We start from the raw sequence: 14,263 nt of genomic DNA, 5'->3' as shown, positions 1-14,263 counted from the left end.
GATGCTGCGCGCACAAGACCTGAAGCTCACCTTCAACCCGGGCACCCCGATCGAGACCCGCGCGCTGCGCGGCCTCAGCCTGGAGATTCCGAGCGGCCAGTTCGTGGCCGTGATCGGCTCCAACGGCGCCGGCAAGTCGACCTTTTTGAATGCGATCAGCGGCGACCAGATGGTCGACTCGGGACGCATCACCATCGATGACAGCGACGTCACGCGCAAGCCCGCCTGGGACCGCGCCCACCTGGTGGCGCGCGTGTTCCAGGATCCCATGGCCGGCACCTGCGAAGCGCTGACGATCGAGGAAAACATGGCGCTGGCGATGGCCCGCGGCAGCCGCCGCGGCTTCCGCCCGGCGCTGAACCGCGCCGCGCGCGAGCTGTTCCGCGACAAGCTGCGCCTGCTCAACCTGGGCCTGGAAAACCGCCTCACCGACCGCATCGGCCTGCTCTCCGGCGGCCAGCGCCAGGCGGTGAGCCTGCTGATGGCGTCGCTGCAGCCGTCGCGCATCCTGCTGCTGGACGAGCACACCGCCGCACTCGACCCCAAGACCGCCGCGTTCGTGCTGGAGCTGACCGCGCGCATCGTCGAGGAAAGCAAGCTGACGACGATGATGGTGACGCACAGCATGCGCCAGGCGCTCGACTACGGCCAGCGCACGGTCATGCTGCACCAGGGCCAGGTGGTGCTGGATGTCTCGGGCGACAAGCGCAAGGGGCTGGATGTGCCGGACCTGCTCAAGATGTTCGAGCAGACGCGGCATGAGCAGCTGGATGATGATGCGCTGCTGCTGGGGTGATAGCGCCAGCGAAAAAAACGGGGAGCTTCGGCTCCCCGTTTTTTTGCTGATTGGCGCTTAAGCTCTCCCTCTGTGTACTTCCCTCTCCCGCTTGCGGGAGAGGGTCGGGGTGAGGGCCGGCGCCTCAACGAAGTGAAGTCTGTCGCCGTTGCACTCGCTCGCCCCGGCCCCTCTCCCATAAATGGGAGAGGGGAGCCGACCCGCAGTAGGCAAACGACTAATCGATGGTGATGCGCCGCTGCTTGATCACCCCCGCCCAGCGCGTGCTTTCCTTCTGGATCGCTGCCGCCAGTTGCTGCGGCGTGCCGCCCGCCGCTTCCATCCCCAGCGTCGCCAGCTTCTCCTTCAGCGCGGCATCGGCCAGCACCGCGTCGGCATGCTGGCTGAGCTTGCGCACCACCTCGGGCGGCGTACCCGCCGGCACCATCAACGCATACCACGACACCGCCTCGAACTTCGGGAAGCCCTGCTCGGCAATCGTCGGCACCTCGGGCAGCACCGTCGAGCGCCTGGCGCTGGCGATGCCGAGGGCGCGCAGCTTGCCAGCCTTGATATAGGGCAGCGCCGCCGACAGCTGCGCAAACATCATCGTTACCTGCCCGCCGACAACATCGGTCATGGCGGGGCTTACGCCCTTGTATGGCACATGGTTCAGCTTGACGCCGGCATCGAGCTGCAGCAGCTCGCCGGCGAGGTGCGCCTGGCTGCCGGCGCCGGGCGAGGCGAAGCTCAGCTCGCCCGGCTTGTGCGCGGCGAGCTTGAGCAGTTCGGCCAGCGACCTCACCGGCGTGGCCGCGTTGACCACCAGCACGTTCTCGGCGGTGGCGAGCATCGCCACCGGCGCCAGGTCGGACGGCTTGTACGGCAGGTTAGGCATCAGCGTGGGATTCACCGCGATATTGCCGACCGGCACCAGCGCGACGGTGTAGCCATCCGGCGCGGCCTTGGCCACCATGTCGACACCGATGGTGCCGGCCGCGCCGGCCTTGTTCTCGACCAGCACGCTCTGGCCGATGGCCCTGGCAAGGCCCTCTCCGACCGCGCGCGCCAGCACGTCAGCCGGCCCGCCCGCGGCAAACGGCACGATCAGGCGCACCGGCTTTGCCGGATAGGCCGGCGGCTGGGCATGGGCCGGCCCCGCCGCACCGAACCACGTAGCACAGGCCGCCGCGCAGGCGAACAGGCAATGCATGGCAAGGCGCCGGATGTCAGGATGCACGAAGGGCTTTACAGCGGCATTCATAGCGGCATTCACAGCGGATTTCATGACGGTTTCCCCAATTGGCAGTGATCAGGCGATGGCGCCTCCACCGCGCCGGCCGCATCGGTCAGCGCAAAGTTCGCCCGCTCGGCTTCATTCGCCATCGCGGGCAGGCAGGCATAGTCGGCAGGCTGCACCGCAACGAAACGCGCCAGCCCCAGCGAGGCCAGCAGCTCGGTGCCGGCGGCGTCGTCATGCAGGCCCAGCAAGGCCCCACGCACGCGCATGCATTGCTGCCGATCGGCGCCCGCCGCTGCCATCAGCACCGGAATCGGGGCCGGCGGCGTCAGCGCCAGCGTCTTCAGTTGCGCGGCAAGCGACGGGTCATAGCGGCGCAGCAGGTCCATCACATAGCTGTCGATCACCCCTGCTTCCGCATCGCCGGCAAGCACGGCATCGATGACCTCGCGCGGCGTCGGCGTCGCCATCGCCGCGGGCCGGTACAGCGCCCGCGTCCCTGCCGGTGCCAGCCGCATCAAGTAGTGGCGCGGCGCGTTATAGCCCGAGTTCGACTCGGGCAACATGCATGCCAAGCGCCCGCCAAAGGTCTGCGCCAGCGACTGCGCCGGCGCATCGGCGCGCACGATGAACTCCGTGAAATAGACCGGCCGCCCTTCGTAGCGCGCCAGGGCCGGCACCGGCGCCGCCAGCAACTGCGGCCTCACCGCCGCGCTCGCGTACGGATAGCCGCACATGAACACGCAGCCGCAGTCCGGCCGCGCCCACAGCGCGCTGACCGGCGCCGGCGCGGGATGCCTGGCATAGGGCAACGCCACGCCCGCACGCACGGACACGCACGCCAGCAATGCGCGCCATGCTGCTTCGGCCTGCGGGGCCACCGCGTACATGCGGGCGTTGGCGATCATGCGTACACCAGCTTCTGGCCCAGGCCGCACTCGGCGGCCTTCTCCAGCAGGGCGTGTCCCAGGGCGATGTCGCTCAGCGACAGGCCTCGGTGCCAGAACAGGTTGGTCTCGTCGTCGCTCTGGCGACCCGGCTTGCGGCCGGCGGCGATCTCGCCCAGTTCGCCGTAGAGCGTCTGTTCCGACAGCTTGCCCGCTTCGACATGCGCGCGCAGCGAGCCGAACATGCCGCCCTTGCATTGCCCCAGTCGTCCACCACCATCCGCGTCATGATGTCGGTCAGCGACAGCTCGACCGCGCTCATGGTGCCGTAGGGCACGACGAAGGCGCCGGGCTTGATCCACTCGGTCTTGAGCATCGGCGCCGGGCGCTCCAGCCGCGATGCCTCGACCACGATGTCGGCACCGCGCACGCACGATTCCCAGTCCTCGGTCACCACGATTTTCTTGCCGAGGTCGCGCTCCAGCCGCGCGGCAAAGGCATTGCGGCTTTCCGGGCGGCGCGAGTGCACGCGGATCTCGTCGAAGTCATAGAGGCTGTCGAGCAGGCGCACATTCCAGTACGAAGTGCCGCGCGCCCCGATATGGCCAAGCACCTTGCTGTCGCGGCGGGCCAGGTGCTTCGCGCCGATCGCGGTCAGTGCGCCGGTGCGAGCGTCGGTGATGAAGGTGGCGTCGATCACCGCGACGGGCATGCCGGTGCGCGGGTCGAACAGGTTCAGCATGGCCATTTCCGACGGCAGGCCGAGCTTGTAGTTGTCGACGAAATCGCCGACGACCTTGACGCCGGCCAGCCCCAATGGCGCCACATAGCCGCGCAGCACGTTGAAGTGCCCGTTGAAGGCGGGGTCCGGCATCAGGTGCACGCGCGGCTCGATCACGGTCTGGCCGTTGCCCTGCGCAACCAGTGCCTGCTCCACCGCAGCGATGATTTCGGCATCGGTCATTTTCAGCCGCGCAATATCCCGGCCGTTGAGGTAGGTGAGAAGAATGTCAGCCATGGGGTCCCCGCTCTCCAGATCAGTGTGTTGTGTTTCGATGGAGTCCAGTTTAGGTATGGCGCCATTGACTGTCATATGCTTATATGTCCGCATGCCTTAACATCAGGTTAATGCCATGAAAATGAACCTGCGCCAGATCGAGGTGTTCCGCGCGGTGATGCTGACCGGCTCGATCAGCGGCGCGTCGAAGCTGCTCTATGTGTCGCAACCGGCCATCAGCCGGCTGATGTCGCACACCGAACAGCGGCTCGGCCTCGAGCTGTTCCGGCGCACCAAGGGGCGGCTCTACCCCACCCCGGAAGCGCGGCGGCTGCTGGGCGAAGTCAATGCGGTCTATGAGGGGATCGAGCGCGTCAACGAGATCGCCGAGGACCTCGCCGCCAATCGCACCGGCAGCCTGCGCATCACCTGCAGTCCCAACCTGGGTCAGACCGTGCTGCCGCGCGCGATCGCCAGCTTCCGCGCCGCGCATCCGGCGGTGCGGGTGGTGGTGCGCACGCAGATTCCGGGCAACATGCTGCGCGCGCTGCTATCGGGACAGGTGGATCTGGCGGTATCGAACATGCCGCTGGTGCATCCCAACCTCGAGGCGCGCCTGCTGGTGAAGAACGAGATCGTGGCGCTGGTGCCGGTGGGACACCGGCTCGCCACGCGCAAATGGGTGCGCCCCGCTGACCTGATCGGCGAAGACCTGATCGGCTATGGCCCGGAAGTGCCGTTCGCGCTGCTGGTGCACGAGATGTTCGGCAACGATGGCGACCAGCCCGACATGCGGGTGCAGGTGGAGCAGGCCCATGTGGCGCGCGCTCTGGCGCAGGCCGGCGCAGGTATCGCGCTGGTCGATGCCATGACGGTATTTGGTGCGAACTGGCCCAATATCGTCGCCGTGCCGATCCGCACCAAGGTCAATGCCTCGGTGCAGATCTTCCATGTGCAGACCGAGCCGCTGTCGCGGCTGTCGCTGGAATTCGTGGAGACGCTGACCGGGATGATGAAGCGTTGAGCCGCGGCGGCGCTTGCGAACACCGCCGCCGTGAGGCGTGGCGGCCTCAGGCCGTCGCCGCCTTGTCCAGCCACCGCGCCAGCTGCTCGGTGACCGCGGTGCTCGAAAACGAGCAGCTGTCCTGCGCGAACACCGCCGCCATCTCCAGCCGGCGCAGCAGTTCTTCCATGGCCTGGCCGTAGACCGGCGGCAAGGCCAGCGCGCTGCCGGCTTCGCGCCATTCGCGCACCAGCTCCTGCGCGGGCTTGGCACCGGCCATGTGCTGCTCCAGCGCGGCGCGCATGCGCGCCAGCGCTTCCGAATTCCTGGCGCTCATGAACGCGCCCTCCTTTCCTTGTAGAGTTCGCGGAACGTGCGGCCCGACGGCGCCGGCATGTCGCGGGTTTCGGTCCAGCCCTTGCCCGCCAGCGGCAGGCGGGCGATCAGTCCGTTGCTGCCGCCCATGCGGCCCAGCAGCCAGGCACCGATGCGGGCGCTCAGCGCATAGAGTTCAGGCCGCTTCGCCACGTAGCCCCAGGCCTTGAGCGCAAAGCGCTCCTGCCATGGCCGCAGGCCGCGTTCCATTTGTTTTCGCGCAGCTTGCGCAGCAGGTCGGACAATGGAATCGACGCCGGGCAGACGCGATTGCATTCGCCGCACATGGTGGCCGCCTGCGGCAGGTCGACGGTCTTGGCCAGGCCAACGTAGCTGGGCGTCAGCACGCTGCCCATCGGGCCGGGATAGACCCAGCCATAGGCATGGCCGCCGATCTTCTGGTAGACCGGGCAGTGGTTCATGCAGGCGCCGCAGCGGATGCAGCGCAGCATCTCCTGGAAGTCGCCGCCGATCAGTCCGCTGCGGCCGCCATCGACCAGCACGAAATACATGTGCTCGGGGCCATCGCGCTCGCCCTCGGCGCGCGGCCCGGTCAGCAGCGAAAAGTAGTTGGAAATCGCCTGGCCGGTGGCCGAGCGCGGCAGCAGGCGCATCACCGTGGCCAGGTCTTCCAGTGTCGGCAGCACCTTCTCGATGCCGGTCACCGCGACATGCACGCGCGGCATCACCGTGCACATGCCTTCATTGCCCTCGTTGGTCACCACCGCCACCGAGCCGGTCTCGGCGATGATGAAGTTGCCGCCGGTGACGCCCATGTCGGCGCTGAGGAATTCCGGGCGCAGCACTTCGCGCGCCTCGCGCGTCATCTCCGGGATCTCGGTCAGCCGCGGCTTGTGGTGGACCCTCGCGAACAGGTCGGCGATCTCGTCCTTGTCCTTGTGCACCACCGGCGCAATGATGTGCGACGGCGGCTCGGAGTCGTTGATCTGCAGGATGTACTCGCCCAGGTCGGTCTCGATGCTCTGCACGCCCATCTCGCCCAGCACCTGGTTCAGGCGCATTTCCTCGGTCACCATCGACTTGCTCTTGATGACCTTCTTCACGCCGTGCTTCTGCGCAATTTCGGCGACCAGCCGGGCGGCGTCGGCGGTGGTTTCGGCGAACAGCACGGTGGCGCCGCGCCGGGTCGCGTTCTCTTCAAACGTGGCGAGCCAGACGTCGAGGTTTTCCAGCGCGCGGTTGCGGCGCTCTTTCAGGGCCTCGCGGGTGGCGTCGAAATCGATATCGCGGATCGCATCGGCGCGCGCCGTGACGAATTTGGTCGAGAGCTTCTTCAGGTTCTGCTGCAGGCGCTGGTCGGCCAGCTTCTGGCCGGCGCGCGCCTTGAATTCCATGCTGTGGACTTGCATCGTGGCGAATTCCTGATGTGTCGGCGCGCTCAGGCGTCGCCCGCCAGCACCTGCGCGATATGCAGCACGCGGGTGCGGCTGTCGCCGGTGCGGCGCAGGCGGCCTTCGATATTGAGCATGCAGCCCAGGTCGCCCAACACCACGGCATCGGCACCGGTGGCCTGGATATTGGCGCATTTCTCGTCGACGATGGCCGTGGAGATATTGCCGTACTTGACCGAGAAGGTGCCGCCGAAACCACAGCAGGCCTCGCAGTCCTTCATCTCGGTCAGCTGCACGCCGGGCAGGCGCGACAGCAACGCGCGCGGCTGCTGCTTGACCCCCAGTTCGCGCAGCCCCGAACAGGAATCGTGGTAGGTCACATGGCCCGAGAAAGTCGACGGCAGGCTCTCGATCCGCGCGACGTTGGCGAGGAAGTCGGTCAGCTCGAACACGCGTTCGCGCAGGCGCTCGTAGCGGCCGTTCAGCTCCGGATCGTCACGCAGCAAATCGGCGTAGTGGTGCCGGATCATGCCGCCGCAACTGCCCGACGGCACCACGATGTACTCGAACATCTCGAACTCGCGCAGGAATTTCTCGGCCAGGTCGCGCGACACCGCGCGCTCCCCCGAGTTGTAGGCCGGCTGGCCGCAGCAGGTCTGCGCCTCGGGCACCATGACCTCGTAGCCGGCGGCTTCGAGCAGCTTGAGCACCGAAAAACGATCTCCGGGCCCATCAGGTCCACCAGGCAGGTGTGGAACAGACCGACTCGCATTGTTGACTTCTCCCAGACCCTGAAACCCCGCAATTATGCGCGTTCGGCGCCGCGGGTGGCGCACAAAGCGTTCATCGGCGCCATGAATGCGTTGCCATGCACGGCACGCCGGGGCGGCATCACGGGTGCATTCTTACCGTAATGTCATTTCACCTATTGAAATTTTCACGATGCGAGATAGAATCGGGCAGTCGCTTAAAAATGCCGCAAGGCAACATTGCTACGTTTTCCACCATGTCCGACGCAGACAAGTCACCCGGCAAGACGTCCATCCAGGTCATCGAGCGCATGATGACCCTGCTGGACGCCCTTGCGCAGCATGCCGATCCGGTCAGCCTGAAAGAGTTGTCGCTGGCCACCGGCCTGCATCCCTCCACCGCGCACCGCATCCTCAACGACATGGTCGCGTGCCGCTTTGTCGACCGCTCCGACCCCGGCAGCTACCGACTCGGCATGCGCCTGCTGGAGTTGGGCAACCTGGTCAAGGCGCGCCTGTCGGTGCGTGACGCGGCGCTGGCGCCAATGCGCGCGCTGCACCGGGTCACCGGCCAGACCGTCAACCTGTCGGTGCGCCAGGGCGACGAGATCGTCTATATCGAGCGCGCCTACAGCGAGCGCTCGGGCATGCAGGTGGTGCGCGCCATCGGCGGCCGCGCCCCGCTGCACCTGACCTCGGTGGGCAAGCTGTTCCTGGCCGCCGACGAATCGGCGCGCGTGCGCAATTACGCCACCCGCACCGGGCTGGCCGGCCACACGCGCACTTCGATCACCGACCTGGCCAAGCTGGAACGCGAACTCAACTGGGTCCGCACCAACGGCTATGCCCGCGACAACGAAGAGCTGGAACTGGGGGTGCGCTGCATCGCCGCCGGCATCTACGACGACTCGCGCCGGCTGGTGGCAGGCCTGTCGCTGTCGGCGCCGGCCGACCGGCTGCAGGACAGCTGGCTGCAGAACCTGAAGGACACCGCCCTGCAGATCTCGCGCGGCATGGGCTATGTGACCGAAGCCGCGGCCTGACGCCACCTGAGCCATTGCCGCCAACGCGCGGGCTGCCTGCAAGGCAGTCCGCGCGTTTTGCTTTGGTGCCTCGCGTTGACGCGTCGCCCACGTTTACCCTATGTTTTCAGATAACCAGAAAACCTTATAATCGACAGCCATGCGTACCCGCACCGTCACCCTGACCGAACAGGTCACGCGCCAGCTGCGCGCCGAGATCGAAAGCGGCACCTACCCCGTTGGCAGCCGCCTGCCGACCGGCCGGCAGCTGGCCGAGCAATACGGCGTCAGCGCCGCCGTGATCCGTGAAGTCACCGAGCACCTGCGCTCGCAGGGCTTGGTCGAGTCGCGCCAGGGCGTTGGCTGCACGGTGCGCTCGCGCACCGGCGCAGCCGGCTTCCAGCTGCCGCGCGACCCCGAGCTCGCCGCCGGCGACCTGGCCGACCTGTACGACCTGCGCATCGACCTGGAAGGCGCCGCCGCGGCGCTGGCCGCGGTGCGCCGCACCGATGACGACGTGGCCGCGCTGACGGCGCTGCTGCAGCGCCTGCAGGCCCGGCTCTATGACCCGCAGCCGGCTGCCGATCTCGACGCGGCTTTCCATATCGGCATCGCCGCCGCCACGCACAACCCGTACTACCGCCAGCTGCTGCAGTACCTGAACCTGCAACTGCACCAGGCCGTCGCCACCGCGCGTGCCAATACGCTGCGCCAGCCAGGGCTGGCCGAGACCGTGCATGCCGAACACGAGGCCATCGTCGCGGCCATCCGCCGCGGCGATGCCGGCGCGGCGCGCGCGGCGGCGGTGGCGCACCTGCAAAGCGCCGCCCACCGCCTGGGGTTGTCGCTACGCACGCGCGCTGACGCAGCAACGTCGGCGAACGCCGCCAGCCCCGCATCCCTTTCCTGAGACGACACCACCACCATGCAAAACGGATCCTTTGCCCAGCGGCTCACCGAAGCCCTCGGCCCCGACACCGCGCTGACCCACCCCGACGACATCGCGCCATGGCTGTCCGACTGGCGCGGCATCTACCGCGGCCAGGCCCAGGCGGTGCTGCGGCCCCGTAGCGTCGACGAGGTGGCGCGCGCGCTGGCGCTATGCCAGCAGGCCGCGGTGCCGGTGGTGCCACGCGGCGGCAATACCGGCCTGTGCGGCGGCGCCACCCCGACGCGCACGCGCACAACGTGGTGCTGAGCCTGGACCGCATGAACGCGGTGCGCTCGCTCGACACCATCGCCAATACCATGGTGGCCGAGGCCGGCTGCATCCTGGGCAACCTGCGCCGTGCCGCCCAGGACGCCAACCGCTTGCTGCCGCTGTCGCTGGCGGCCGAGGACTCGTGCCAGATCGGCGGCAACCTGGCCACCAATGCCGGCGGCGTCAACGTGGTGCGCTATGGCATGACGCGCGAGCTGGTGCTCGGGGTCGAGGCCGTCCTGCCCAACGGCGAGGTCTTCCACGGGCTGCGCACGCTGCGCAAGGACAATACCGGCTATGACCTGAAGCAGCTGCTGATCGGCTCCGAAGGCACCCTGGGCGTGATCACCGCGGCGGCGCTGCGCCTGTTCCCGCGCACCGATACGCGCAGCGTGGTGCTGGCGGCGGTGGCCTCCCCCGCGCAGTCGCTGGCGCTCTATGAACTGCTGTTCGAGCAATGCGGCGCACGCCTGCAGGCCTTCGAGTTCTTTACCGGTGATTGCCTGGACCTGGTGCTCGCGCATGCGGAAGGCGTGCAGGAACCGTTCGCGCAGCGCTATCCGGGCTATGTGCTGGTGGAACTGGCCGATACCACCGATGAGGCAGCCCTGAACGCGCTGCTGGAACGGGTCATCGGCGAGGCGCTGGAGCGCGAGCTGTGCCTCGATGCCGCCGTCTCGGCATCGCTGGCGCAGCTGCAGGCGCTGTGGAAGCTGCGCGAGGAGATCTCGGAAGCGCAGCGCGCCGACGGTCCGCATCTCAAGCACGACGTGTCGCTGCCGATCGAGCAGATCCCGGCCTTCATGGAATCGATGGCGGCCCGGCTGCGCGCGCTCGATGCCGCGATCCGCCCTTCGTGTTCGGGCACTTCGGCGACGGCAACCTGCACTACAACCTGTCGCGTCCGGCCGGCGCCCCCACGGAGTGGGCGGCCACCAGGGGCGATGCCGTGACCGAGGCGGTGCTGGACGAGGTGATGCGTTACGGCGGCAGCATCAGCGCCGAACATGGCATCGGCCAGCTCAAGCGCCATGCCTTCCTGGCGGTGAAGGATCCGCTGGAATTGCGGCTGATGCGCGAGCTCAAGGCGGTGTTCGATCCCGCCGGGATCATGAACCCGGCAAGCTGCTCTGACGCTGCCGCCACCAAAGCAAAACGCGCCGCAATGCGGCGCGTTTTTTATGTGCAGGCGTGCGGCCTCAGATGCCGCGCGATTGCTGCGACGCCAGCACCGCGTGCGCGCCGCCCGGCCCCTGCGTCAGGTTCGGCGACGACGGGAAGCCGCGCTGCGGCGACGACGGCGAATGCTCGAGCCAGTCCTTGACCCGGTTGGCATCGGCAAAGCGCGACAGCTTGCCGGACGAATCCAGGAACACCATCACCACGTTGCGCCCGTGCACCGCGCCTGCATCACCAGGCACTGGCCGGCCTCGGAGATAAAGCCGGTCTTCTGCAGGCCGATCTCCCAGTTGCCGCCGCGCACCAGGCGGTTGGTGCTGACGTAATGCTGGGTGCGGCCCAGCACGTTGACTTCATGCTCGGTCTGGGTCGAGTACTCGCGGATGGTCGGGTTCCGGTACGCGGCATTGACCATGCGCACCAGGTCGGTCGCACTCGACACGTTGCTGCTCGACAGGCCGCTGGAATCGACGAAATGGCTGTCGTTCATGCCGAGCTCGCGCGCCTTGCGGTTCATGGCCTGCACAAAGGCCGGCAGGCCGCCCGGATAGTGGCGGCCCAGCGCCGAAGCCGCGCGGTTCTCGGACGACATCAGCGCCAGCAGCAGCAGTTCCTGGCGCGTCAGCTGCGTGCCGAAGCGCAGGCGCGAGCTGCTGTGCTTCTCGGTGTCGCGGTCTTCCTCGTGATGGTCAGCACCTCGTCCATCGGCAGGCGCGAGTCCATCACCACCAGCGCGGTCATGAGCTTGGTGATCGATGCAATCGGCAGCACCGCACCGGCATTCTTCTGGAACAGCACCTCGTTGGAGTTCTGGTCCATCACCAGCGCGCGCTGGAGCGCAGGGCCAGGGCGTCGTCGGTGTCGCGCAGGCCCATGGCCTCGCCCAGCGACGGCTTGGAAGGCGTAAACGCAGCCCGCACCGGGGCCGCGCGCTGCGCCACCACGACGTGGCGCTTGCCTTTCTTCAGCACCACCACCTTGCGCGCGGAGCCCGCTTCGCTCTTCGCGACCTTGGCATTGCGCGCGCTCTTGGCAACAGGCGTTGAAGCGGTCTTTTTCTCCGTTTGGCGGAATTTGCCTGCTTTTGCTTGTTTTTTGCGTGGAGGCGGCCTTGGTGGCCGCTTCGGCCACGGGCACCGCGACCATCGACACCGACACCAGTACCGCGGCGGCTACGGCGGACAAGGGTGTGGAGCCGAAGAATCTGGAGAAAATGGAATCAGACCGGAACATGATTCGTTCAGCGCATAGGAATGGCGCTAGTGTAGGAAATAAAGAAATTGTTAGCAAGATTAAAGACTTACAGACGCTCCTTAAAGTTCGATTCACATGCATTTCCGCATTGCGAAAAAAGTACGCGATGCGTCACGTACGCTATCGAACTCTTGTGCGCGCGATCCAAGCGCAGTCCGGCTCACCCCTTGCTACCCCTTCGTAACGACGAAGCCAATACGCAAAGTCTTGTGTGATATCGGCGTCCATCGTTACATGCTGAAACAAATTTCACTATGAGAGAAAACGCGCAAACCCGCTGACTGGCTCCCGTTCCGTGGTGAGGCGGTTTGCGACGGCCTCCGGATCGGCAAAACCGAGCGACATGCCGCACACCACCATTTCTTCTGGCGGCAGCCGCAGGTGGCTGGCGATGATCTTGTGGAATTGGGCAAACGCCGCCTGCGGGCAGGTATCGAGCCCGCGCGCGCGGGCGGCGACCATGATGCTTTGCAGGAACATGCCGTAGTCGAGCCAGCTGCCCTGCTCCATGATGCGGTCGATGGTGAAGATGAGGCCCACCGGCGCATCGAAGAAACGAAAGTTGCGCGCATGCTGTTCGTGCATGCGCGCCTTGTCCTCGCGGCTGATCTCGAGCAGCCCGTACAGGTCCCAGCCCACCTTGCGCCGCCGCGACAGATACGGGTCGGCCCATTCGCGCGGATAGTACGGGTACTCCTCCCGGTACTTGCTGTCGCGCTCGGGTCTTCATAGGCGGCCAGCACGTCGGCGCACAGCTTCGCCTTGGCCTCGCCCGACAGCACATAGACGCGCCACGGCTGCGTATTGGTGCCGGACGGCGCGCGGCTGGCCACCGCCAGGATCTCTTCCACGGTGCTGCGCGGCACGGGCGTATCGAGGAAGGCCCGCACCGAACGCCGCGTCAGGATCGCGCGATCCACGCAGTCCACGGCCTCCTGCGAGCCGAATAGCTTCTCGTGGGACATCTTGTTCATCTCCTGTTGCCCCGTACTATTCCCGTGCGCCCGTCACGCGCCCGCCGCTGCCAAGGGCAGCAGCGCTTCGCGCAACGCGCCGGCAACGGTACCGGCCGGCGCGTAGCGCGATCGACATAGACGTGAATGAAATGCCCTTGCGCGGCCGCGACCTCGTTGTCGCCGCTGAACAGGCCCACCTCATAGCGCACGCTCGACGTACCCAGCCTGGCTACGCGTAAACCCGCGACCACGGTCTCGGGAAAACTGAGCGACGAGAAGTAGTTGCACTGCGTCTCGATCACCAGCCGATGGTCTCGCCCGACGTGACATCGAGCACGCCCTGCCGGATCAGGTAGGTATTCACCACGGTGTCAAAATAACTGTAGTAGACAACGTTGTTAACGTGGCCATAGACATCGTTGTCCATCCAACGCGTGTGATCGGCTGGAAGTACGGATAGGCACTGCGCGATTCGGCTTGCGGTTTCATGGGCGAGAGGGAGACAGGACGCGAAGCAGTACGAAATGCGAAGATTCTGAACCAGCGGCCTACGCGATACGAACGCGCGCCACTAGCGACGGATGACAAGCGCGACACCCAGCGCGGCCAGCACCATGCCGGCTGCCGCCAGTGGCGGGAAGCGCTCGCCGAACAGCAACCAGGCCATCACCGCCGTGGTGGGCGGCGTCAGGTACATCAGGCTGGACACCTTGGTGGCCGCACCCTGGCGGATCAGCAGGAACAGCAGCGAGATCGCGCCGATCGACAACGCCACCACCGACCACGCCAGCGCGCCCAGCATCGCGGCAGTCCACTGCACCACCCGCGTCTCGAACGCAACGAACGGCACGCAGGCAAGCGCCGCCGCGGCGAACTGGATCACCGAACCCATGCGCAGGTCGAACACCGGGCAGAAATGCCGCTGGTAGACCGTGCCCACGGTGATGCTGAGCAACGCGCCGCCAGCCAGCGCGAGGCTGGCCGGCGTCAAGCCGCTCGTGCCCAGCTTGTTGGCCACCACCAGTGCCACGCCGGCAAGGCCCAGCAGCAGGCCCAGCCACTGGCGCGCGCCGATGCGCTCGCCCATGCGCGTGGCGATCAGCGCGGTCAGATCGGCTGCATGCCGACGATCAGCGCCGACACGCCGGCCGCATGCCGAGCCTGATCGCGCCATACTCCGCCGAGATAGCCGCCTGCAGCAGCAGGCCGGCCACGGCAATATGCCCCACCGCGCGCCAGTCGGTTGCGGTCGATCCGGTCACGCGCGGCAGCG

The 14,263-nt window shown here is 66.9% G+C and carries 9 protein-coding genes and 8 pseudogenes; 5 read left to right on the top strand and 12 right to left on the bottom strand.

Annotated elements, in window-relative coordinates; genetic code table 11:
• Position 1: 1 nt before the first annotated feature.
• Positions 2-796 carry an ABC transporter ATP-binding protein gene (locus tag CBM2586_RS06510; RefSeq protein WP_115662349.1) on the top strand — a complete coding sequence of 265 codons (795 nt, stop codon included), beginning with the start codon at positions 2-4 and terminating at the stop codon, positions 794-796.
• Positions 797-1,013: 217 nt separating this feature from the next.
• Here the strand turns inward: CBM2586_RS06510 and CBM2586_RS06505 are convergent, their stop codons facing one another.
• From CBM2586_RS06505 to CBM2586_RS06495, 3 genes and pseudogenes are all read right to left on the bottom strand, one after another.
• A complete protein-coding gene (locus tag CBM2586_RS06505) occupies positions 1,014-2,063 on the bottom strand; it encodes a tripartite tricarboxylate transporter substrate binding protein (protein WP_115687060.1) in 1,050 nt (349 codons plus the stop codon).
• Positions 2,060-2,923 (bottom strand): phosphate/phosphite/phosphonate ABC transporter substrate-binding protein, encoded by an 864-nt coding sequence (locus tag CBM2586_RS06500; protein ID WP_115687059.1) that lies wholly within the window; start codon positions 2,921-2,923, stop codon positions 2,060-2,062. Before CBM2586_RS06500 ends, CBM2586_RS06505 begins: the two co-directional genes overlap by 4 nt.
• Positions 2,920-3,920, bottom strand: a pseudogene (locus tag CBM2586_RS06495) (ornithine cyclodeaminase family protein). Before CBM2586_RS06495 ends, CBM2586_RS06500 begins: the two are co-directional and overlap by 4 nt.
• A gap of 115 nt (positions 3,921-4,035) precedes the next feature.
• On the opposite strand from CBM2586_RS06495, the gene CBM2586_RS06490 reads away from it, so the two are divergent.
• Positions 4,036-4,923, top strand: coding sequence for a LysR substrate-binding domain-containing protein (locus tag CBM2586_RS06490; protein ID WP_112775453.1), 888 nt, complete (start codon positions 4,036-4,038; stop codon positions 4,921-4,923).
• A 46-nt stretch (positions 4,924-4,969) separates the two neighbouring features.
• Here the strand turns inward: CBM2586_RS06490 and CBM2586_RS06485 are convergent, their stop codons facing one another.
• The 3 genes and pseudogenes from CBM2586_RS06485 to CBM2586_RS06475 form a co-directional block, all read right to left on the bottom strand.
• Positions 4,970-5,239: a hypothetical protein gene (locus CBM2586_RS06485; protein ID WP_115662353.1), complete on the bottom strand. Its 270-nt coding sequence runs from the start codon at positions 5,237-5,239 to the stop codon at positions 4,970-4,972.
• Positions 5,236-6,647, bottom strand: a pseudogene (locus CBM2586_RS06480) (LutB/LldF family L-lactate oxidation iron-sulfur protein). The gene CBM2586_RS06485 and the pseudogene CBM2586_RS06480 overlap by 4 nt, the downstream one beginning before the upstream one ends.
• Positions 6,648-6,676: 29 nt before the next feature.
• Positions 6,677-7,401, bottom strand: a pseudogene (locus CBM2586_RS06475) ((Fe-S)-binding protein).
• A gap of 234 nt (positions 7,402-7,635) precedes the next feature.
• Between CBM2586_RS06475 and CBM2586_RS06470 the strand changes: the two are divergent.
• The 3 genes and pseudogenes from CBM2586_RS06470 to CBM2586_RS32410 form a co-directional block, all read left to right on the top strand.
• Entirely contained in the window at positions 7,636-8,421 is a 786-nt protein-coding gene (locus tag CBM2586_RS06470; RefSeq protein ID WP_012352591.1) for an IclR family transcriptional regulator, read from the top strand.
• Positions 8,422-8,560: 139 nt separating this feature from the next.
• Entirely contained in the window at positions 8,561-9,310 is a 750-nt protein-coding gene (locus CBM2586_RS06465) for a FadR/GntR family transcriptional regulator (protein ID WP_115687056.1), read from the top strand.
• Between the two features lie 15 nt (positions 9,311-9,325).
• Positions 9,326-10,721, top strand: a pseudogene (locus CBM2586_RS32410) (FAD-binding oxidoreductase); the annotation flags it as partial.
• 79 nt (positions 10,722-10,800) lie between these two features.
• Here the strand turns inward: CBM2586_RS32410 and CBM2586_RS32640 are convergent.
• The 6 genes and pseudogenes from CBM2586_RS32640 to CBM2586_RS06440 all read right to left on the bottom strand — a co-directional run.
• Positions 10,801-11,001: a hypothetical protein gene (locus tag CBM2586_RS32640; RefSeq protein WP_431194954.1), complete on the bottom strand. Its 201-nt coding sequence runs from the start codon at positions 10,999-11,001 to the stop codon at positions 10,801-10,803.
• Positions 10,980-11,599: pseudogene (locus CBM2586_RS32635) on the bottom strand (serine hydrolase). The gene CBM2586_RS32640 and the pseudogene CBM2586_RS32635 overlap by 22 nt, the downstream one beginning before the upstream one ends.
• Positions 11,599-11,751: a hypothetical protein gene (locus CBM2586_RS32630; protein WP_431194951.1), complete on the bottom strand. Its 153-nt coding sequence runs from the start codon at positions 11,749-11,751 to the stop codon at positions 11,599-11,601. Before CBM2586_RS32630 ends, CBM2586_RS32635 begins: the two are co-directional and overlap by 1 nt.
• A 535-nt stretch (positions 11,752-12,286) precedes the next feature.
• Positions 12,287-13,008 (bottom strand): annotated as a pseudogene (locus CBM2586_RS06450) (nitroreductase).
• 33 nt (positions 13,009-13,041) lie between these two features.
• A pseudogene (locus CBM2586_RS06445) lies at positions 13,042-13,479 on the bottom strand (acyl-CoA thioesterase).
• Between the two features lie 82 nt (positions 13,480-13,561).
• A pseudogene (locus CBM2586_RS06440) lies at positions 13,562-14,263 on the bottom strand (DMT family transporter); the annotation flags it as partial.

This window comes from Cupriavidus taiwanensis (genome assembly GCF_900250115.1).
In the GTDB taxonomy this organism is placed as follows: domain Bacteria; phylum Pseudomonadota; class Gammaproteobacteria; order Burkholderiales; family Burkholderiaceae; genus Cupriavidus; species Cupriavidus taiwanensis_B.
The sequence above is the reverse complement of the archived record's forward strand: the minus strand, read 5'-3'. Positions and strand labels throughout refer to the sequence as shown.

Coding starts and splice junctions, on each gene's coding strand:
- CBM2586_RS06510 (WP_115662349.1), top strand. CDS start 2: ATGCTGCGCGCACAAGACCTGAAGCTCACCTTCAACCCGGGCACCCCG.
- CBM2586_RS06505 (WP_115687060.1), bottom strand. CDS start 2,063: ATGAAATCCGCTGTGAATGCCGCTATGAATGCCGCTGTAAAGCCCTTC.
- CBM2586_RS06500 (WP_115687059.1), bottom strand. CDS start 2,923: ATGATCGCCAACGCCCGCATGTACGCGGTGGCCCCGCAGGCCGAAGCA.
- CBM2586_RS06490 (WP_112775453.1), top strand. CDS start 4,036: ATGAAAATGAACCTGCGCCAGATCGAGGTGTTCCGCGCGGTGATGCTG.
- CBM2586_RS06485 (WP_115662353.1), bottom strand. CDS start 5,239: ATGAGCGCCAGGAATTCGGAAGCGCTGGCGCGCATGCGCGCCGCGCTG.
- CBM2586_RS06470 (WP_012352591.1), top strand. CDS start 7,636: ATGTCCGACGCAGACAAGTCACCCGGCAAGACGTCCATCCAGGTCATC.
- CBM2586_RS06465 (WP_115687056.1), top strand. CDS start 8,561: ATGCGTACCCGCACCGTCACCCTGACCGAACAGGTCACGCGCCAGCTG.